At 65.1% G+C, this 19,228-nt stretch carries 16 protein-coding genes and 3 pseudogenes; 9 read left to right on the forward strand and 10 right to left on the reverse strand.

Features of this window, described 5'->3' with window-relative positions; all coding sequences use genetic code 11:
* Positions 1-24: 24 nt before the first annotated feature.
* On the reverse strand, positions 25-525 hold the full coding sequence (locus OHB13_RS37725) for a hypothetical protein (RefSeq protein WP_328380554.1): 501 nt from the start codon (positions 523-525) through the stop codon (positions 25-27).
* Between the two features lie 201 nt (positions 526-726).
* On the opposite strand from OHB13_RS37725, the gene OHB13_RS37730 reads away from it, so the two are divergent.
* The gene (locus OHB13_RS37730; RefSeq protein WP_328380555.1) at positions 727-1,536 is read left to right on the forward strand and encodes a hypothetical protein; all 810 of its coding nucleotides are present in this window, start codon (positions 727-729) and stop codon (positions 1,534-1,536) included.
* 45 nt (positions 1,537-1,581) lie between these two features.
* Positions 1,582-2,043: a transposase gene (locus OHB13_RS38870; RefSeq protein ID WP_405914464.1), complete on the forward strand. Its 462-nt coding sequence runs from the start codon at positions 1,582-1,584 to the stop codon at positions 2,041-2,043.
* On the opposite strand, the gene OHB13_RS37735 is transcribed toward OHB13_RS38870, so the two are convergent.
* Entirely contained in the window at positions 1,993-3,159 is a 1,167-nt protein-coding gene (locus OHB13_RS37735) for an amidohydrolase family protein (RefSeq protein WP_328380556.1), read from the reverse strand. The two genes, OHB13_RS38870 and OHB13_RS37735, sit on opposite strands and share 51 nt — an antisense overlap.
* Before the next feature lie 332 nt (positions 3,160-3,491).
* Between OHB13_RS37735 and OHB13_RS37740 the strand changes: the two genes are divergently transcribed.
* Complete coding sequence (locus OHB13_RS37740; protein WP_328380557.1) at positions 3,492-3,977, forward strand: hypothetical protein; 486 nt, start codon at positions 3,492-3,494, stop codon at positions 3,975-3,977.
* A 124-nt stretch (positions 3,978-4,101) separates the two neighbouring features.
* Complete coding sequence (locus tag OHB13_RS37745; protein ID WP_328380558.1) at positions 4,102-5,166, forward strand: DUF6545 domain-containing protein; 1,065 nt, start codon at positions 4,102-4,104, stop codon at positions 5,164-5,166.
* Positions 5,167-5,458: 292 nt separating this feature from the next.
* On the opposite strand, the gene OHB13_RS37750 is transcribed toward OHB13_RS37745, so the two are convergent.
* Positions 5,459-6,100, reverse strand: a complete 642-nt coding sequence (locus OHB13_RS37750; protein WP_328380559.1) for a recombinase family protein — start codon at positions 6,098-6,100, stop codon at positions 5,459-5,461.
* A 27-nt stretch (positions 6,101-6,127) separates the two neighbouring features.
* Positions 6,128-6,259, reverse strand: a pseudogene (locus tag OHB13_RS37755) (IS256 family transposase); the annotation flags it as partial.
* A gap of 317 nt (positions 6,260-6,576) precedes the next feature.
* Here OHB13_RS37755 and OHB13_RS37760 point away from each other — a divergent pair.
* Entirely contained in the window at positions 6,577-6,828 is a 252-nt protein-coding gene (locus tag OHB13_RS37760) for a transposase (protein ID WP_328380560.1), read from the forward strand.
* A 46-nt stretch (positions 6,829-6,874) separates the two neighbouring features.
* On the opposite strand, the gene OHB13_RS37765 is transcribed toward OHB13_RS37760, so the two are convergent.
* Positions 6,875-7,495 (reverse strand): DUF721 domain-containing protein, encoded by a 621-nt coding sequence (locus OHB13_RS37765; protein WP_328380561.1) that lies wholly within the window; start codon positions 7,493-7,495, stop codon positions 6,875-6,877.
* Between the two features lie 2,354 nt (positions 7,496-9,849).
* Between OHB13_RS37765 and OHB13_RS38875 the strand changes: the two are divergent.
* Positions 9,850-10,029: pseudogene (locus OHB13_RS38875) on the forward strand (helix-turn-helix domain-containing protein); the annotation flags it as partial.
* A 258-nt stretch (positions 10,030-10,287) separates the two neighbouring features.
* A complete protein-coding gene (locus OHB13_RS37770; protein WP_328380562.1) occupies positions 10,288-10,491 on the forward strand; it encodes a hypothetical protein in 204 nt (67 codons plus the stop codon).
* A gap of 233 nt (positions 10,492-10,724) precedes the next feature.
* Here the strand turns inward: OHB13_RS37770 and OHB13_RS37775 are convergent, their stop codons facing one another.
* The 4 genes from OHB13_RS37775 to OHB13_RS37790 form a co-directional block, all read right to left on the reverse strand.
* Positions 10,725-11,105 (reverse strand): DUF6009 family protein, encoded by a 381-nt coding sequence (locus tag OHB13_RS37775; RefSeq protein ID WP_328335925.1) that lies wholly within the window; start codon positions 11,103-11,105, stop codon positions 10,725-10,727.
* A 126-nt stretch (positions 11,106-11,231) separates the two neighbouring features.
* Positions 11,232-12,782, reverse strand: a complete 1,551-nt coding sequence (locus OHB13_RS37780; RefSeq protein WP_328380563.1) for a DNA primase family protein — start codon at positions 12,780-12,782, stop codon at positions 11,232-11,234.
* The gene (locus OHB13_RS37785) at positions 12,779-13,822 is read right to left on the reverse strand and encodes a bifunctional DNA primase/polymerase (protein WP_328380788.1); all 1,044 of its coding nucleotides are present in this window, start codon (positions 13,820-13,822) and stop codon (positions 12,779-12,781) included. The genes OHB13_RS37780 and OHB13_RS37785 overlap by 4 nt, the downstream gene beginning before the upstream one ends.
* A 986-nt stretch (positions 13,823-14,808) precedes the next feature.
* A complete protein-coding gene (locus tag OHB13_RS37790) occupies positions 14,809-15,351 on the reverse strand; it encodes a flavoprotein (RefSeq protein WP_328380564.1) in 543 nt (180 codons plus the stop codon).
* 119 nt (positions 15,352-15,470) lie between these two features.
* On the opposite strand from OHB13_RS37790, the pseudogene OHB13_RS37795 reads away from it, so the two are divergent.
* Both OHB13_RS37795 and OHB13_RS37800 read left to right on the forward strand, forming a co-directional pair.
* Positions 15,471-16,656: pseudogene (locus OHB13_RS37795) on the forward strand (helix-turn-helix domain-containing protein).
* Between the two features lie 809 nt (positions 16,657-17,465).
* Positions 17,466-17,672, forward strand: coding sequence for a hypothetical protein (locus OHB13_RS37800; RefSeq protein WP_328380565.1), 207 nt, complete (start codon positions 17,466-17,468; stop codon positions 17,670-17,672).
* A 671-nt stretch (positions 17,673-18,343) separates the two neighbouring features.
* Here OHB13_RS37800 and OHB13_RS37805 read toward each other — a convergent pair.
* Positions 18,344-19,186, reverse strand: a complete 843-nt coding sequence (locus OHB13_RS37805; RefSeq protein ID WP_328380566.1) for an SDR family oxidoreductase — start codon at positions 19,184-19,186, stop codon at positions 18,344-18,346.
* Positions 19,187-19,228 lie beyond the last annotated feature (42 nt).

Here is a 19,228-nt window from a genome sequence, read left to right on the forward strand (position 1 = left end):
CCCTGGTGCCGGACCGCCGCATGCTCAGCGCGTCCGCGGGAATCCGCGCCAAGCGAGCACGGCGCAGACCGCGGCGAGCGGGAGTTCCGCCCCCCCGGCCATGGCGAGCGCGGACGCCAGGTCCTCCCCGGGCAGGGCCGTCATCGTGTCGAACCACGCGTCCACCAGAAGCAGCACGGAGGCGGCCATCGCCGTCAGCGACGCCCGCGCGTCCCTCCGGCGCAACAGCAGCCCTGTGGACACGAGACTTATCGCCTCCAGTGCATCGAGCCCGGTCCACGCCCAGGCCCAGTTCGCGGCGTGGGACGAGGCGGGCAGCATGGTGTGCAGGTAGACCACCCACGGGATCATCGCCAGGCCGAGGCCGAGCAGTACCGCACCGGCCAGGCGTGGGGTCGGGATCCAGAACGTCCACCGGGCGGCCTGGGTACCCGGGGCAGCCCCCGGGGACAGCGGCCAGCCGACCGCGTCGTGGACGCCGCCCGGACGGTCGGCCGTCGTCACGGGCCGCTGGGTACGCCCCATGGCAACCGACTCCCTCGTTCGCGCAGCTGCGGCGCAGTCCGCTTTCTGCTCACTCCTCGGCACGTATTCGAGGATGGATTCGGGCGCGGTCTCAAACATCACCGCAGCTATCCGACTTCGTGGTGGTACTAGCTTCACCATGGCCCGGGCCTGGGCCACTTGCTTCCGTTCGGCAGGGGCCGGGTGGATATCCTCGTGTCCATGTCCGCCGACGAACCCTCCCCCTACGTCCCCAAGTGGCTGACTCGCGGCCGGACTTGGCACACGGTGTCCGTGCTCACCATTCTGGTGCTGCTTGCTCCGCTCGCCATGTGGGGCTGGTCTCGGCTGCATCCAACGACGCGTACGGACGAAGTGCTGCTGCGGCATCCGGTCACGGCGCTGCGGATCGACGGGTTGGGCGGGTCGGTCCTGGTGAGATCGGGCCCGGCGGACAAGGTGTCCTTGCGCACCACACGATCGTGGACCGGGCGCGCGCCGCACGTAGAGCACTTCTGGGAGGGCGACACTCTGCACCTACGGGTGACGAAGCCCGCGCAAGGGCTCCTGGAAGGCCTCGCCCCCGCCGTCGTAGTCGAGCTGCGCGTCCCGGCGGACGTCCGAATCACCGCCCGGCTCACCTCCGGGCTCGCCGATCTGCAGGACCTGAGCGGCCCCATGGACCTGACCAGCGAAACCGCCACACTCACGGTGCGCAATTCGCGTGGCCCTCTGCGGGCCGTCACCGGCAAGGGTGCGATCCGCGCGAGCAGCCTGACCTCGCCGACCGTCAGCATTTCGGTCGGTGGGGGGTCGGCGAGCGTGCAGTTCAGCCAGGCACCGCAGAGCATTTCCGCGGTCCTCGGCAGAGGAGCCATGAAACTCACGGTCCCGTCCGGCAGCCGCTACCGCACCACGGTCGACGCCCCGAATGCCGACGTCCGCATTGCTCCGGGCCTCGTTAACCCGAGCGCCGCTGCCAGCCTGGACGTCCGGGCCGGCAGCGGCGCGGGCGCGATGTTCGGCTACTGAGAGCCCCGGCACGGCGAGGGTGCGGTCGAGGGGGACATCAGCCAGGTGTTGCCCCTGCAGGAGATCCAGACCCGGGCCCGCCACGAGCAGGGCACCTCCGAATGGCAGGAGCCCTACGCGGTCCCCGCTGGCTGGGAAGCCACGGTATGTGAAACGGACCAGGCCCACGACCTGCACCACTGCCGCTACCACGGGATGGCGAGGACACACGTCCAGCACGTCCTCACAGCCGCGGGAACCAACACCATCCGCCTCAGCCAGTGCTTCCCGCCTGGCAACGCACCACCACCTACGGCACGAACGGCACGGCATGCGCAAGTCGTGGCACGGATCAGGCAGGAAGCCCTGGCGCAGCGGCTTGCCCGCACCACGCCTGGCATGCCCTCGATCTGGACCCGACGGCGGCGGCGACGACAAGGTGCACGCTGGCCAGCCAGCCGGCCAGCATTGCGTTCATCATCGGTACACGGGTTGACCTGCTCGGAAGACCGCCTCAACCTTCTGTAGGGCGGTGATGTCATGCACCGGGTCTCCGCTGACGGCCAGCATGTCCGCGTCGTATCCCGCTGCGATCCGGCCCTTCCTGTGTCCCAGGCCGCAGGCGTCGGCCGCGAGGGAGGTAACGGAGGCCAGGGCGGCACCATTCGGAGCGACCCGCGAGGCGAAGTAGGCGACGTCACTGGGGAGGATGCCGTGTGGCTTGTGGGGGTTGATCCCCGCGTCCGTGCAGCACACCACGCGCACTCCGCGCGCATGCATGGCTGCCTGGTTCTGCCAGTAGGGCTCGATGGTGGCCAGTACCTCAGCGGGCATACCTGAGCGTGGCCTCACCACGGTGCAGCCGACGAACACGCCAGCGGCGGCGATGGCGTCCACGATCTGCTCGTCGGGCTGGACCCCATCGCGAGTCATGAAAGTGCAGTGTTCCACACCGTCTGCACCAGCCGCGACAGCCGCAGCGATTCCGTCGGTTCCGTGGGCGTGCGCCGTGATGGGCAGGCCCAGTTCGTGTGCAGTCCGGACAGCTGTCCGGAGCTCGGCATGGGTGTACTGAGCGGCTCCGGGGTCAGAGCCGACGGTCGACATGCCGCCCGTCGCCATGATCTTGATCAGGTCCACACCGTGGCGAGCCCGGTCAGCCACGGCTTCAGCGACTTCCTCTGGCCCGTCCGCCTCGCCGCCGAGGTAGAAGCAGTGGCCACCAGTGCGGGTTATGGGAGGGCCTGACGCAACGATGTGCGGAAGTTCCCGGCACTCCTGCCGAAGCTGTAGAGCCAGGTACCCTCGGTCGCCGAGATCGCGCACAGTAGTGACACCTGCGTGGAGGGCCTGCTGGGCATGCGTCCGCATGCGGGCGAGGACCGTCGCATCGTTGTCGCCCAGCATCTGGGTCTCGGTTTTGCCCTCTGGATCGAAGGCGAGGTGCGTGTGGGCATCAACCAGGCCGGGCAGCAGCGTGGCATCACCCAGATCAGTCAGGGAGACACCGTCAGGGGGTAAGGCGCCCGTCCGATCGACATCGGTAATCTTCCCATCCTCCACCAGGACCATGACTGGCCCCTCCCACAAGGTGCTGCCGTCGAACACGCGGTTGACGCGAATGGCTGAGCGGAGATCGTTCATGCGCAGCCACGGTAGATGGTCAAGCTTGTGACCGCGACCGCCCCCTTCGTGGCAAAGACCCGACGAGTCGGACTAGCACATGCATACGATGGGTAAGCTCCTTCACCGCACAGCGGGATGGTGCAGTCGGGCGGGAATAGCACTGCCGGGGGTGATCACGCATTGAAGAAGCGGTGGGCAAGTGAGCGCACAGAGGTGAAGCCCTCCAGGGGTACCGCTTGCATCCAAAGCTTCATGGGGCCGAAAAGACTAATTAGCGCAACGCACATGAGCGGGGCGTACAGATCGGAGCCAGGATGCGACGATGCCCAAAGCGGCTAACGGAGTGGCAAATGACACGAGCCTCTATACGCAGCACTGCGAGACAACTTATAGAAAAATTGCCCGAGCTACCACAGCCGTGGCGTATCGAGACGCTATGTCAGGCGCTTGAGCGAACACGCGGCCGCCAACTGCGCCTGCATCCAATCAGTCGTTCATCTTTTCCTTCAGGCCTATGGCATGACGATGGCACGGCTGACCATATTTTCTACCGCGCATCGGCAAAAGGCTATTATCGTGACCACATAATTCTTCACGAGATCTGCCATATGCTCGAGGTTGAGAATGAAGAAGCCCCTGATGAAGACGCGCATGAAATCTTAGGATGGACTGTCAAAGCTCCAGCATACAGCAACGAAACGGAAGCACTAGCGGAGACCTTCTCATCTATGGTGCTCACGCTCGTCGAGCGTAAGCGGCGCCACAGCAAGAGCACCGCCATTGAACGACGTGTCGGTGACCTTTTTGGCGTGGCTGGAGGGGTGAACCATGCATAACGTTCCCAATTGGGTGGAGTCATTACGGGCTTTCACCCTGATAATCGTTTGGGCAGTTCTCCTCTTACGTTTCCCCGCTATACGACATAAGAAGCAGCGCCCACTGTGGGTGGTACTAGCGGTCATGGCGCTCGGAACGGTATCGATACAAGAGCCGATCGCAAACTGGATCGACGCCACGACCGGAATAGCGAAGGCAAGCGAGTTAGTGGTCTCCTTGCTGGCGACCTGCGACTTCGCATGTGTGTGGTGGCTCGCGGTGTCGTTGCAACAATCCGAGGGCCCCACGCCCGCATGGGTACGCCGGGCACCCGTAACCTTCGCAGCCATCATGACCATACTCGCAGTGGCCTTTTTCTCTCTCGCCCCTGCTACTGATCGTTTCGGAACCCGAGCCAACGGCTGGTGGATACCGTACGCAGCCTCCTGGCTCACTTTCGGTACGATTACCGCAGCAGGTGCTGGCATCGTATTTTGGCGACAGAGGACCGCCGTGCTCAGCCCTGTCCTGCGAGCAAGCCTGATGGCCATTGCCTTTGGCACTACCGCGGAAATACCATACCAAGCATTCCGCGGTATCGAGTATTTCGGTCCACCGATACCCGTGCTACGCTTGATCTGTTTCTGGCTCTCCGACTCACGGTTCATTCTCGTCGCCTTGGGCTGTTCCCTCGCCGCAATCGAGCCACTGATTAGGTCTGCCATTTCCTGGTACTGTAGGCAGCTTCTCTATCGACTCTGGGTCCTTCTGCGGCAGGCAACTCCGGAACTTATGATCACTCCAAGCCGGTCACAGATCGAGGATATCTTCAACCTCCGCAACTCGTGGGAGCAACTGCATCAACGAGTAGTCGATATTCGAGATAGCACAACCTACCTGTCTGCTAGTTGGGCGTCACCTGAACTGCTCGATCAGGCGTCTGTACATGCCACCAAGGACGACTGCGATGACCGGGAGCGCACGGTTGCCACCGCCTGTTGGTTGGAAGTGACCCGCCGACAGGCCCTAGCTCATTCCCCCAAGCTGTATCGTGACCTCGGTGAACTCCTGCTGGTCGAGGTGCAGGTTAACGATGCCGTCACGCTCCCGGAAGTTCGCCAGCTGTATCGACTCTATAGGGCCCTTAAGTCACGCACAGTCCGAGAATTCGCCGACAGTATGCAACCAGCCTCAACAACGCCTGCTTGAGGGCCCTATTCTCGCATAGCTACGGCGAACGGACATGTAGCGCTGAACAACTAAACGGGGTTGCGGTCGCGTTGCTGGAGGGCGGCGAAGTCGGCGTGCACCGTTTCGACGCCTCCGGGTACGCCTGAGTCTTTTCGTGCTCGGCGAGCGCCCGGTAGGCCCGGTAGATGTTGGAGAGGCCGGGGCTCTGTCCTTTGCGGGCGGCCGGTGGGGATGAACAGGTCGGGCTGGATGTCCTCGACGGTCTCGGCGTTGGCGCGGCGGCGGAGCACAGTGTGCAGCATGTCGTCGGTTATGACCAGAGGCCGGCCGCCGTGGTTGCCTTGCGGGCGCGGTGTCGAGTCCTTCGAGGGTGGCTTCGCGGATGTTCTCGCGTTCGGTCTCGGCCATCGTGGCGAAGAATCCGAACAGGAGGCGTCCCGAGCCGCTGGGATCGTACATCCCCTGGAGGGGGCCAGCGGGCATTTCCAGGACCAGGTCGTGGTCGGTGAGGCGCTGTCAGCTCGGCGGCGTCGTGTCCGAGGCGCTTCATCTCGTAGACGTTGAAGATCACTCGGCAGTGCGGGGCGTGAGCCTTGATCTCCCAGGTGGTGGTGAGGGCTGCCTCGAAATGGGGGCGGACCCGAACCCGGGCGCTGATCTTCTCCGAGAAGATCTTGTTCCGGGAGATGTGCTTGGCGGCGAGCGGGTCGAGCTGTGTCCGGAGTTCGTGGGTGAGGGTCGAGCAGCGCGCGTATCCGATGCCGATGTCCGCGCTGGGGGTGTCCGGGGCGACGGGCGCAGGCGCCGGGGTGCCGGGGTGCCGGGCCGCCCCGGCTGTAGGGGACCGCGGTCGGCGGGGGTGGGCACACGCAGGAGTTTCGCGAGCCGGGGCACCTTGGTGAAGCGGCCGGTGTGGTAGGTCCCGACGACTGCACCGGAGGGGCCAGTCCAACGAACGGTGTAACTGAGGTTGTTGGAGTTACTGACTGGTTGCGGAGAGGCGGCCGTCGAAGGTAATGCCGAAGCCGCTCAGCGTGGTCTTCCAGCGCATGGTCCAGCGGGCCTGGCCCTTGCCGGTGGGGTCCAAGGACATGATGACCATGTAGACGCATGCGGCATGACGTCGAGGCCCTTGTTGGTGATCAGGGAGATGGTCTGGCGGGATACGTCGGCGCCGTAGTCAGCTGCAGGCCCTCGGTCTGAGCACGGCCCACGAGCTCGTCGATCAGCCTGTCGTCCACAGACTTCGCCGACGCTGTCTCAGACGGCTCGATGGACTCGGCCTCGGTCAGTTGTCGCTGGTCATCGATGCATCTTCCATGATCGGGAGTTACGCCGACCGATTTACAGTTCATGCAACAGTGATGTGGGTGAGAGGCCGGCTAGACGGGTTGTGCTGTGACAAGGACTTCGCGGGCTGGTACCCGGGTGACGGACACCCTGGGCTCTCGCCAGCCCAAACTGGCCACCGTCTGTGTTCTGCAGTTCCTGCTGGGCATATCGGACCGACAGGCAGCGGAGGCAGTCCGCTGCCGCATCGATTTCATGTACGTCACGGCCTTGGAGCTGGACGATACCGGCTTCCACCACAGCATGCTCGCCGTCTTCCGCGGGCATCTCGCCGAAGACGGCAGGGCCGACCGCCTCCTCGACCTGGCACTGGTCCGCCTCAAGGTGTAGCGGTCAAGCCGCCACCCAAGCATGATCGTGGTCTACAGCTGGCGTATTAGGCAAGTGCTGTTCTGCTACTACCCCCTTCGATCGATGCCGCGCGAGTTGCCAGGTACGCCTCCCGAGCGCGTCGGTAGCCCGCCGATGAGTTCTCCTGCGTGATGATCGGTGCCTTAGGCTCCGTGGCTTCGATGTCGAGTGCAGGAGGAACAGTGACGGTACGGTCGGAGCTGATGCGCACGATGTCGAGTACGACGTCGGAGTCGAGGGCTTCTCTGAAGCGCTGCAACAACGTCGGCCTTTCCAGCCGCAGCTGCGTGAGCCATGCCGGGGAGTCCGCCTCCACGACAAGCTCCTGATGGCCCGTACGGAAGCCTACGACTCGTACGTGGGACGCGAGTTGTTTTCCGGCGATGGTGGGCCAGAGGCGCGCCGCGTTCCCGCCGGCGATCGGTGCTGTCCAGGCTCGGTCGTCGATGAGGCATTCGAGGATGGAGCCGAAGCCCGTCGGCTCTCGCCCGTCTACGGAGTGCCGCAAATGCCGGAGCTGGCTCTGTGGGGTGCGGGATTCCGTGACGCCGCCGTTTCGACGTGCGGCTTCCTGCGCGGCGCGCAAGGTCACACGGGCAAGGTCTACTCGGGGGTGCTCCGGTGGAGTGTCCATCTCTGTGGTCATCTCGGTCTCCTATCTGTGGGTCAGGGACATGAGAGAACTGCGACGAGAGAGCTGCAGTGTGCGCTGAACCAGTTCGCGGCCGTACATCGCCTCTGCGACGTGGCATCCGAATGCATCGACGGCACAAGTGACGAGGGCGGTTTCGCCCTGCATGTACTCGGATTTCGCAGTTTCACGCATGCCCTTTAGTTCCTCTTCGGTGAGGTTCTGTGGTCCTCCGAGAGGAGGCAGCGCCGCCACCTTCTGCTGGGGCTCAGTTTTCGGTCTGAAGGCGTGGGCTACCATGCGGCGGACAACCATGCTCTGAGGGGCCTGCCAGCCGCAGTTGTAGTGCTCGGCGCGTGCGCGTTCCTGACGGATGCGAGTACGACGGGCGGTCTCGACTGCGTCACGCCAGCGCGCAACGACGGTAGAGCGCTTAGTAGGCGTGTCGAGGGTCGTCACGGCATGGCGGAGCAGGACGGCCAGGAACCCAGTGGCTCGCCGTATATGGGTGGTTTCTCCTCGAAGATGCAACCAGGCGCGTACTTCTTGGGTGGTCCACCCAGCGTCGGCGACCTCGCGGGTAACCCAGGCAATGCGGGGGATCGAACTGCTTCGGAGCCAGTCAACCTGCTGAGTCAGCTCACGCGCCAGCTGGTATCGGCGTCCTACGGTGTTGAGCGGGCGGCAGCCCCTGGGCCTGCTCGGGGTGAGGGTCGGGCTGGTCCCACGAGCGAGCTGTGTCTCAGGGGGGGAAGGAGTAACACCCGCAGTGGAAGAACTATTTGAACCTCCCCCCATTGGGGTGCAACGAGTCTTGCGGGAGAGGCACTTGTTGGAGGAGTTGCCGGAGCGACTGCGGGGAGAACGCCGCATGATGTTTCGGGCCATCTTGGCGAGCTGCTTCATCAGCCTTCGCCCCTCCTCGGCTATGCCTTGCAGGGCCCGGATGTACCGGTCGCAAGGTCGCGTGACGAGATGGAGGGCGGCGTCGAAGGATGCCGGAATGGTCCAGACGAACTCGCTGGCGCGGCCGCCTTCCCCGGCTAATCGTGTGCCTTTGACGCGATAAGCGAGTAGGCCGGTTTCGCGTAGAATCCCCAGGTGGTACTGGACGGTCCGTTTGGACACCTTCAGCACGCGGACGAGGTAGTCAACTCCAGGACGGCAGGGCGAAAGGCGAGCAAGTTCCCTCGCGACGCGCAGTGTGGTCTCCCCGACCAGTTGGGGCCCATGCCGACGCCTAGGCTGGTAGGAGTCGCAGTGGTACGCCCAGCAGACGGCTTGCATCCAGGAGTAGCCATCAGGAGCGATACGGCTGGCGGTCGTAGAAATCCATTGGTGAGTGGCAGGCACGGGTTGCGGGAGATCGACCGCAAAAGCGCGTAGGGCCTTGGTAGTGGGCAAGAGGATCCGTTTCCGGGTAGCGCGAAGTAGACCCGCGGCAAAGAGCACTGCTATGGGCCTGATTCAGCCGCCTAAGACGGCATGGGTTGGGGCTTTCAGATGCGGACCAGGGTGCTGCGCTGCCTCAAAGGCAGGCCCGTCGGGGGGGGTGGGTAACTTCCCCGGGGCGGTACGTTTGGCGGGCCGCGACTCCGCCTTCTATCTGGCCCGGGCCCCCGCTCTTGCGGGGTACGACAGGGTGTCCTGGTGGGGCCTCACGTTTGGGACGCGTGCTGGCCAGGTTTGCCGACAGTCACGTGGGACAGCGCAAGGCTTGAGTCCCCTAGCTTCCTCGTCGGCAACCAGGTTCGCCAGTCGGTTGACGTGCGCCCAGCTGAAGAGCGTGCGCAGCCGGATCGCAAGCTGCGACATTCCGGCAAGGAGCATGTTCATCACGAGAAGATCGGCACGGGCGTGATCGGTCAAGGAGGCAGGGCCGGTGGCTTCCGGGTGGCCCCTGACCGTGCCGGTGATCTTGTCATTCGTCATTTGGCACCGGCCCTTGTTGAGGTGAAATCGACTTCCGCGACGCACGCGTCCTTTGACGTTAGACAGCCGATAGGCAGCAAGCCCGAAGTCGACGTGGGTGAGGTCGGGTGCGGCTGCCGTCAACTGCAGGGACACTCGCGTCATCAGCAAGTGCAGCGGGGCCCTCTTAGGGGTATACAGCGGTCTGTGCGGCCAACACGGCTCAGGCCTACAACGCGCCATTGGCGCGTTGCCGCCTTCGATAGGAAGATCCAACATGGGATCCTTGACCCGTAGGGGGTGACATGGAGCAACGGCATGAGCCCGCGTCGCTTGCGGGTGGGCCGGGCAGTCACTTCGCACCATGAGGGTCACTTGAAGAAAGTTATATCCTCCCGGAGACCCGATCAAGTACCTCATATATATTGGCTGAACTCGATCGAGCGCAGGAGTAGACCATGCCCGCACGCGTCTTCGACGGCCGCCGGTTTCGTGCCGCGCGCCGGGCAGCTGACCTCACGCAGGCGGCTATCGCCCAGGACGTAGGTGTCCTGGAACCTGCGGTCACACGCTGGGAAAGCGGAGACACTACGCCGCCCCCCGAGAGGTTGCCCCGCCTAGCTCAGCTTGTAGGTCAGCCCCTTGACGGGCTGTTCCCCCGGCTAGGTTCGCCAGACCTCGTAGACTTGCGTGCTGACGCCGGATATAGCCAAAAAGACACGAGCTCGATCACCAAGACCCTCAGCCCCAGTCCCGTACGCAAGGCCGAGGGCGGCAAGCGCCGGCTGTCAAAGTCACTAGTTCCACTGCTCGCTGAGGCCTACGGAACAAGCACGGCAGAGTTACTGGCCGCCCAGGAACGGAGCTTCGGAACCCAGGTTCCAGAGCCACCGCGGTTGGACGACAACGTCGGTGACCAAGCCCAGATGCAGATCGATGTGTTGAGCGGCCTCGAGAATGCGGGGATACGAAAGGTGGCACTGCGCGCCGCCGGCCTCTCAGCAGCAAGCTTGGAGACGGTACTCAGCGTTCTGGACGAGGTTCGCCAGGAACAGGGGCTGCCCGCCGTCATTGGGCAGGACGATCTTGGCCGGAAATGAGTCGAGCCGACAGCACTCCCAGAGCCTAGTTCTATTGATCACGAGGGTTGTTGATCGTCAGGGAACAGTTGGCTGCCCTCGAAATGCATTGCGGTTCCGTCGCTGCGCTCAAGGCGGGGGCCTGTCCAGTTGACGTTGAATGGGACATGCTTCGGGCCATGAGAGCTCAGATGCGCCACAACCTCGCTGTGTCACCCGAAAGCTGAAATCAGGGCGCGCTCCCGCAGTTGCTCTCAGCTGGTGGTTGCTATCGCGGCGGGGCCACGCTGGGAGCGTGGGGTTTTGTCGCCGACTCGGCGGGGCTCGATTGTGGCGGGGTCGACGGCTTCTCCGGGGGCGCCTTCGTGGTAGGGGCCGTCGGGGTTGGTGTCGCGGTCGTGCGGGAGGAGGAAGAAGACCCTGCGGAGGTGGAGGCCGCTGTCGGGGTCGGATTCTGCGTGGGTGTCGAGTTCGGTGTAGCCGATCATGCGGCCGTCGCGTTCGTAGCGGGGCTTGCCCCGGCGGCGGGGCGTCTTATCGAGGGCCTGGCGTACGTAGTCGAGGTCATCGGGGTCCTCCAGCCACACCACGGCGTTCTCGTGGCGGAGGTCGCTCTCGTTCAGCAGCGAGCTCATGGCTGCAGCCCCTTTTCATTGTGGCCAGCCTCTTGGGGGCCGGGATGGGTGTGGTGAGCACGATCCCGGGTGGCGGCACCGGCTCCATGGTAAGCGGCGGCAAGGGGGGCGCCCAGGGCGCGAGAGTCAGTCATGGTCGCTGTGGGGTTCGTCATCTGTGAGCAGCCCGAGGCCGGGGTAGTACTTTTTGCCGCTGGATTTCATCATGTCGGCGGGAGACGCGAGAGAGAGTTCTTGGCGGACCCGGGTGGCGAAGGCACGGGCGGTTGCGGGTCGGATCCCTTCCCCAGCGCTGCACCAGCTGCTGTAGGTCGTGTAGAGCAGGCCTTGCTCTACACGGAGGTCGCCTGTCGCGCGATCGGGGTGGTCGGTGGTGCAGCACTCGGTGAGGAAGCGGCCGATGTGGTCTTCGGTGGTGGCGTAGGCGGCGGTTGCGGTACGGACGGTTGCGGGTCCGGCCAGCGGGTCTCGGGTGTCGAGGTAGCGCTTGGCGCCTTCGATGAGCCACTGCAGAATGCCAGGGCCTTCGCTCTGGACGAGCTCCTTGGCAAGGTTGTCGATCTTGCGGGAGGCAGGCACGACGCGTTCGAAAGGGATCAGTCGGATCCGTCGCCAGAAGGCGTGGCCGCCGGTGCCGACTTCGGGGCGGTGGTTGCCGAGTAGCCAGAGCTTGTGGGTGGGGTTGAAGCTGAAGAAGTCCTGGCGCATGCGGCGGGCCATGATGCGGTCGCCGCCAGTGAGAAGCTTGACCCTGGATTCGTCGAACTTGTCGTTCGGCTTGAGTTCGGAGCAGACGACGATGCGCCGGCCGTGAAGCTCGGTGAGCTCGGTGGAGTGCTCGGAGAACTTGCCCTTCTCCATGAGGAAGCCGGGCGGGGCCGCCTGGGCGTAGTCGCCGAGGATCTGCGTCATGACGTCCAGCAGGACGGACTTGCCGTTGGCGCCGGTGCCGTAGAGGAACGGCAGGACCTGGGCTCCGACGTCCCCCGTGACAGAGTAGCCAAGGAGCAGGTGGAGGAAGTTGATGGTCTCCTCGCCTTTGGCGTCCTCACCGAAGGTGTCGTGGAGGAACCGGTGCCAGCGGGGGGTGGGCATCATTTCAGGAGCGACGCTGGTGGCACGGGAGTGCATGTCCGCTTCGGGATCCGGCTTGTGGAGGTTCCCGGTGTGCAGATCAACTACCCCCGCAGGAGTGCACAACGCGTAGGGGTCCCCGTCCAGAACATCAGGATCCAAAGCCAGTGCCGGGGACGCCTTGGCCTGAGTGAGCATCGCCTTGATGCCGGGGGTCGACATTGAACGCCGCCGGTGGGAAGCAAGGTCACGGTCACTGAACTGGCCGCTGGGGTCCGTGGACGGCATTTGCTCAGCGAGGTCACCCGCTGCCCAGACAGCAGCCTTTTCCCCGCCAGTCCGTTTCCACCGGTACTGATCCCAGTGGTACCAGCCAAGTCCCTCGACATGACGAAACTGGTCACCGAACATCACCGCGAACAGCTTCGCGTTACCGCGGTCGGTGAGCAGCCCTGGGAGCTGACCCGCCGGGAGGGGCGGCCCTTGCACCGCTGAGGCGATCTGCTGTGCGGGCAGGCTGGGCAAGTCCGCCTGAAATTCGAGAGCGAGCATCTGCTGCGCCGCGGCAGTGGCGTTGAAGCGTGGGATGTCGGCGCTGCTCATGGGCGTCCCTTTAGGTGAAGCGGCCGGGCTGCGCCGGCGGACAGGGCAGAGGCGATGACGGTGAGGCTGTGTCGGCTGCGGTTCGGACGTGCGGCGTCGGCCGCGGTGGTGAGCAGGTCTCTGGCTAGGTCCTCGGTCAGGTGACCGGCGGCGATGAGACCACCGGCGGTGTATGCGGCGCGGTTCAGTTTTTCGGTGAACGCTGTTCCTTCTGGGGCTGCCGCGCATGCTTCGACCTCGGCAAGGAGCGGCTCCAGGAGCCGGTTGGCGCGTTGCCCGGTTGGTCGGGTTGCTCCGGGGCGGGGCATCGGGACATGCGCGGGCTGCTTGTTCACTGAGTGGCCGGTGCGCTGGAGCTCTGTTGCCAGCCAGTCGGGGAGAGCTGCCGGGAGCCGTGCTGGGCCGACTGGCGTGTACGTCCCGGCGGGCGTGCGTGTTCCGGGGGTGACGATGTAGCCGCCGGTGGAGCGGACGTCGACCTGCCAGGCGAGGGCGACTTTGGGGCTGGATCCGACCGAGGAGCGGTAGCGGGGTCCCTCTGACGGTGTGCGGTACCAGACGTGCAGGCCACCGGACGGAGTCCGTACGCGCAAGGTGGTGGCATCGTCTGCCGGATTGTTCTGTCCGCGAAGCGCTGCCAGCAGAGCGAGGGTGTCGAACCCAGAACCAAGACCTGTCAGGTTGACACTCTCATGGATGGGAATGCCGGGGAGGAGCCGGTCGCGGTGGGGGACTTCAGCGCTGTGTGCGTCGATGTCGAGGACGACGAGGCCGGCCGGGCCGCAAGAAACGCCGACGCCGAGTGTGGGGTGCTTGCCCCACCAAGTCTTGAGAAGGTCCGGTTTCGTGGTCGCGGCGTGAAAGCTGTGACACCAGAGTCCAGCGGGGATGCAGGGGCAGTCCGATGGGCTGTGGGGCTCGTCTCGGCACGTCGGGCAGTTCCCCGCGGGGGTTTTACGGCCAGGGGCCAGGGGGTGGACGGGCCAGCCGTTAGCTGCACACCAGTAAGCGCTGTCGTAGGGACTGGTGGTTCCCGCCAGCTGGGGGCCACTGGTCTCATGCTGACGCGCCACGCTGATCGTCCTTGTCGGGGGGCTAACTCCTCATTCGGTCCCTGCGACAAAAGACCAGTTCACAGGCCTGCTACTGCAAGATGAGGGACCGAAGGGACTGAGATTTCCAATCAGTCCAGAGCGTACAACAGCTGCTTCGGCGCTGGTGGAGTCGTTTGCCAAGTTGAGTCCCTTCAGTCCCTGTGGCCCTCATGGGAGTTGGGCCGCGCAGGGGCCTGACAGGTTTTGCTGGTGGCATCAGGGGCCGGGCGTGTCGGGGCTCGGGGAGTGTTGCAGGAGGTAGGGACCGAAAGACTCACCGCACTTTGGTCCCTCTTCAGTCCCTGCCATAAAAGCGCAGGTCAGAAGGTCTTAGCACGAAAATCAGGGACTGAAGGGACCGAAAACCCCAGTTATGAACGGCTCATGAGGATGTACCTCTGTTACGTGCGTGCGCATACGCACGCACCCGTGATGAACAGAACTGGAAGATTTGGTCCCTTCAGTCCCTTCAGTCCCGCCACTGAATAGGAACAAGGGCTCTGAGCTGCAGCTTTACCGAGGGACTGAAGCAGAGGCCCAAGTATGGCCGGGGACTCAGTTGCGAGGCTGCCTGCTGCGAGCCGTTGTGCAGGTCGAAGTCCGCGTCTGCCAGCCCAGGCAGGCCGATATTCCTGGGTTAGGCGGCGTAGGTGAACCGGCCCCGACGAGGCGGTACCAGGGCAGCCTGCTGCTGTGGCGTCAGGCGCCACACTCAGTTCATCAGGAATGTCCGTAGCCACGGCCGGATCGCTAAGCGGCAGGTCGGAATTCGCCCTGTATCGCTGCCGCCCACTCAACGAGCAGCTGCTACATGGTCCTCGCCGGCTCGTCAACGCAGGCCTGCATGTCCACGCAGGCGCGCGGATGGCCCGGTCCAGGTCTGCGAGAGAGCGCGGCGCGACAGGGGGAGGGGCCGGAGGAGGCCATGCATGTCATGGCCCCGAACTGACAATCGTTTCTACCGCGTCGAGTGCAACTGCCCACGGGAAAGGACGCTTCTCGCCGGGCTCGTTCGGTACGAAGCCGCCCTTCCCATACAGCACCGTCACCCCCGCCCCAGCGAGCGTCTCCACCGAGGTAGCGAATGCCGGATGCTGCACGTAAGCCGCGTTTACGCACGGCATCGTGACCAGTGGAATCCCCCTCCCGATGCTTTCCGCTGCGACTCCTACGACGAATTTGCTGCTCAGCCCGAGCGCCCACTCGTTGATCGTGTTGAACGTGGCTGGTGCTACCAGGATGACGTCTGCCTTCGGCCACACGTCGGGCTCACCGGGTAGCTTGTATTCGGAGCGCACTGGGTGGCCGCTCAGCGCTGTCAGGCCGTCCAGGCTGTTGTCGAGCCAGCGGGCTGCGCTCGGCGTCAACCCCAGGCACACGTCCCAGCTGCGGGCCTGAGCATCCTCCATGACACGGGCGACATCGAACACCGGTGGGGCTGCGGAGCCGAACAGGTACAGGGTCCGTGAGGTCATGTCGCTCAGTGGATCACAAGCAATCGCCCCCGAACCGGATGGGTTCGGGGGCGACGCAGAGTCCAGCACGCGGACGCGCGGGTACCGTTCCAGATGACGAGTCAGGAACGGAGACCAGTATGCCCACACTGGACGACGACCACACGGGTGCCCGCATCAGGGAGCAGAGGAAACTCGCTAGGCTCACCCAGCGCGAGCTGGCCGACCGAATCCCCTACTCCTACAGCCTCCTCAACCAGGTCGAGTGCGGCGCGCGCCCCGCCAGCACAGACTTCGTCGCAGCGGTCTCGCGCGCTCTGAGGATCGACGTCACCGCCCTGACAGGACAGCCCTACGTGACCGAACTCCAGCAGGACCGACTGGCCGAACTGGTCATGCCCATCCGGGAATCACTTGACCTCTACGACCTCGGCGCTGACCCGGACATGGCCGTCCGCTCGAATAGCGAGCTCATCACTGCGGCCAACGCCCTCTGCGAGATGGTCCGGGCGACTCACCTGCGCAATGCGGCACGAGGTCTGCCCGGTGTAATCAGCGAACTGACCACTGCAGCGCACCGGGCGCCGACCACCGAACTGTGGCAAGCTCTCGCCTCGGTTTACCGGACCGCCCACGACGTGTCCGTGAAGCTCGGATACTACGACTTGTCCGCCGTGGCCCTCGACCGCATGGACTGGGCCGCCCAGAGGGCATCAGACCCCTGCCTGGCCGCCGTGCGCCAGTACATGCGCGCGCTCGTCTACTTCCGCGAGGGCGAATACCGCATCGGCCAGCGCCTTATCGCCGCAGGACACACCGCAGTCAGCCAAGCCAAGTCGACACGCGAGTCCCTTGCGGTCACTGGCCAACTTCACCTCGGGGCATCCGTCATCGCAGCGCGAGCGGAAGACTCGGATGCCGTCGAGCGGCACATCGGCGAAGCCACCGCGCTCGCGCAGCGCGTCGGCGACGCATCGAACATTCACTGGCTGTCCTTCGGGCCGACGAACGTCGCCATGCACAAGATGTCGGCAGCAGTCGAAATGCGCGAGTACGACGACGCCCTCACCCAAGCCCGGCAGATCAGCCTCCCCTCAGGGCTGGCGACCTCCCGGCGGTCTCACTTCCTCATCGACAAGGCCCGCATCGAGATGGAGACCGGTCACGCAGAGGCCGCACTGAGCTTCGCTGATCACAGCCCGCAAGGCAGCACCCGAACAGACCAGGTACCACCCGGGCGCCCGCGAAACCATCAGCGGCCTCGTCCATATCTCCCGCCGTACCCCTGACACGCTGTCCCACCTGGCCGCCTGGGTCGGCCTGTAGACCACGCTCACCGTGCTCACAGATCTGTGAGCACTACCGCTTCCCCTGGCGGTCACGCTGGTCAGAGACCTGATCCACGGCGACTCGGGGTGTGCGCGATGACAGACGACACAGGCAGGGACAACCGGCAACCGGACTGCACCTATTGCCCCGAGCCGGGTGCGGACGTCTGTGTACGCATAGCGCCCTCCGCCAGGGGCCCGGCCCGCAGCGTGTACGCACATAGGCAGTGCGCGGCAGACCACGGCCTGCGTCCGCTCTACGTCCTCACAGGCGTTGCTGCCCCGACAGGGCAGGTTTCGTGAACGCCGCACCCGGCCCTGTGGACGTGCCCGGTAGCTACGCCTGTCGGGCCCAGGCGGCCTACACCCTGTACTTGGAGCACGTGATCTGCTGCCGGGACTGCACGCCGGACGCCTTGTGTGACCGCGGCCTCCCGCTTCGAAGCTCCTGCCACGCTGCACGAACCGCTGCGACTCGCACACGCCAGAAGGAATGACGATGACCGCGTGATCGTCTGAAGGGCTGTCACGAAGTAGATGACCCGTACGCCGTCGACCTCGTCAATGCCGTAGCGGCAACAGTTTTCACGGCAGCGCGCACATGGCCCGATCTGCGCCGGGGCACAGTCCAGCAGCTGCGTTCTTCGGGGTGCGGGGATGCTCATCCTGGCGGTGTCTTTCCGCTTGTGGTGATCCAGTGTTCGTGAGACCGGAACATCAATAAGGCGTCGAGCATCTGTTTATCCGCCTACATCAGAGTTGTCGAATCTTGCCGGACGGTCCGGGCGAGCAGGGAGGATTCATACCATGGGCAACAAGATTGCGGCCTTGACTGTTACGGCTCTGCTTGCCGGTGGTGCGCTCGCCGCCACGTCCGCACCCTCCATTGGCTCGGACCACGCCTGGTCCACCTCGGATGTCGCGACGGCCGTGCCGGGGAACCAGTATCAGGACATTGCCCCGCAGGCAGTCTCCCCGGACAACTGGCACACCGAGTCCACCCCCGAAGACTGAGTCGAGTGTCTCGCTCCTGGGCCAGCTCCGGCTCTTGGTCTCCGTTCGGAATGGCCAAAGTGACCGCTCCGCGAATTTCAGGTTCAGGAACAGGCAGGGGAAGGAGCAGATCGGTTGCAGCGGGGGCGTCGGTGAAGTACGGCTCCCCGGGCAGGCGCGCGTAGCCAACGTGGACCTGGCCGTCGGCCGTCAGCTCTTCATGCCGGGGTGCCGCAGCCGATCGGCGGCACCCACATGGCGGCCGCGGGGGCGGCCGTTCACCGGCTGCTTCGACGCGGGCAGGAGACGAGCCCGAGGACGGTGTCCGGGTCGGGCTGCGCCAGGCGCACCGCCTGGCCCCCGGGCGATGCTCTCCAGCTCTCGCCTGCGCGATGGCCCGCGCTGCGTGCATGCACCAGCGCTGGAGCCGCGTCCGGGTCCAGCGATGAGGTCGGGCGCCGACCGCCGGGTAGACGATCCGTCGGCGGGTGGTCGTCCCGGTCAACATGCGTGGCGCTGATCGAGCATTCGGGACCGGCCCGCGCTGCAGTCGCCTAGCGACCGCAAGCGCCTCCCGTGCCCCCTGGTGGTCACTTCCTGCCCCGACGGGGGATGGCGCGGGGGTGGCCGGCCGCCCGGAATTTACTATCGCCAGTCATCACATGAGGTCTGGGGTCCCACAGGCGCCACACTCACCGGCAATCGTCAACTGGTTCGCCGCAGAACTCCCTGGCGCCGCGCAGCGTGGCGCGCAGTTGTCGCTGGGTCACCTGGCTGTCGAGGCGTACGTCGAGGGCTCCGGGAACGGAACTGTCGGCGCGCAGCCCCTTGGGCAGCCGGGTGGCGTCGAGGCCGTCACGCTTGGCGATGAGGACGCCGAGTTCGTGGCGGCTCAGGGCGTCGGGCCCTGCGAGATGGTGGATGCCTGCTGCGCCGCCCGACGCCAGTTCCAGCAGCGCGGCCGCGAGGTCCGAGACATGGACGGGGCAGCGGATGTCGTCGGTGAACAGGGCGCCTTCGGTCGTGCCGGCGGTGAGTTGGTGAGCCAGGCGCTCGTGCACGGAATGCCCGTGGCCGATGATCAGCGATGTGCGGGCGACGACCGCTTTCGGATGCACCGCGAGAATTCCGGTCTCTGCGGCGGCTTTGGCTGCACCGTACGGGCTGATGGGATCTGGGAGGCAGGACTCGTCGTAGTGGACTCGGCCGACCCCGGAGAACACCGCGTCGGTGGACACGTGGACCATACGGGTTCCGCGCTTCGCCGCGACGATCGCGAGCTGGAGTGGCCCTTCTGCCGTAATCGCCCAGTCGGCCCGGCCGCTCGATGCGTTGATGACGACGTGCGGGTCCGTCTCGGCCATGACGGCGTCCAGGCGTCCGGCGTCCCGCAGATCGAGGGGGCGCCACGTATCTGCGGAGGCAGTGCCCGGCTCGGTCATGTACGTGGCGACTGTCCTGTGCCCGGCTGTTCTCGCTTGCCGCACCAGCTCAGAGCCCAGAAAGCCGCTGCCGCCGACGATCAGAATTGTCATTGTGTAACCGTAGCCCCGCAGGCCCGGCGGTCAGCCAGCCCG

The sequence above is a fragment of the Streptomyces sp. NBC_00440 genome (assembly GCF_036014215.1).
Classification (GTDB): domain Bacteria; phylum Actinomycetota; class Actinomycetes; order Streptomycetales; family Streptomycetaceae; genus Streptomyces.

Bases quoted from the DNA above. Each gene is read 5' to 3' on its own strand.
- OHB13_RS37725 (WP_328380554.1), bottom strand. From the start codon at position 525: ATGGGGCGTACCCAGCGGCCCGTGACGACGGCCGACCGTCCGGGCGGC.
- OHB13_RS37730 (WP_328380555.1), top strand. From the start codon at position 727: ATGTCCGCCGACGAACCCTCCCCCTACGTCCCCAAGTGGCTGACTCGC.
- OHB13_RS37735 (WP_328380556.1), bottom strand. From the start codon at position 3,159: ATGAACGATCTCCGCTCAGCCATTCGCGTCAACCGCGTGTTCGACGGC.
- OHB13_RS37740 (WP_328380557.1), top strand. From the start codon at position 3,492: ATGACACGAGCCTCTATACGCAGCACTGCGAGACAACTTATAGAAAAA.
- OHB13_RS37745 (WP_328380558.1), top strand. From the start codon at position 4,102: ATGGCGCTCGGAACGGTATCGATACAAGAGCCGATCGCAAACTGGATC.
- OHB13_RS37765 (WP_328380561.1), bottom strand. From the start codon at position 7,495: ATGACCACAGAGATGGACACTCCACCGGAGCACCCCCGAGTAGACCTT.
- OHB13_RS37775 (WP_328335925.1), bottom strand. From the start codon at position 11,105: ATGAGCTCGCTGCTGAACGAGAGCGACCTCCGCCACGAGAACGCCGTG.
- OHB13_RS37780 (WP_328380563.1), bottom strand. From the start codon at position 12,782: ATGAGCAGCGCCGACATCCCACGCTTCAACGCCACTGCCGCGGCGCAG.
- OHB13_RS37790 (WP_328380564.1), bottom strand. From the start codon at position 15,351: ATGACCTCACGGACCCTGTACCTGTTCGGCTCCGCAGCCCCACCGGTG.
- OHB13_RS37800 (WP_328380565.1), top strand. From the start codon at position 17,466: ATGGGCAACAAGATTGCGGCCTTGACTGTTACGGCTCTGCTTGCCGGT.
- OHB13_RS37805 (WP_328380566.1), bottom strand. From the start codon at position 19,186: ATGACAATTCTGATCGTCGGCGGCAGCGGCTTTCTGGGCTCTGAGCTG.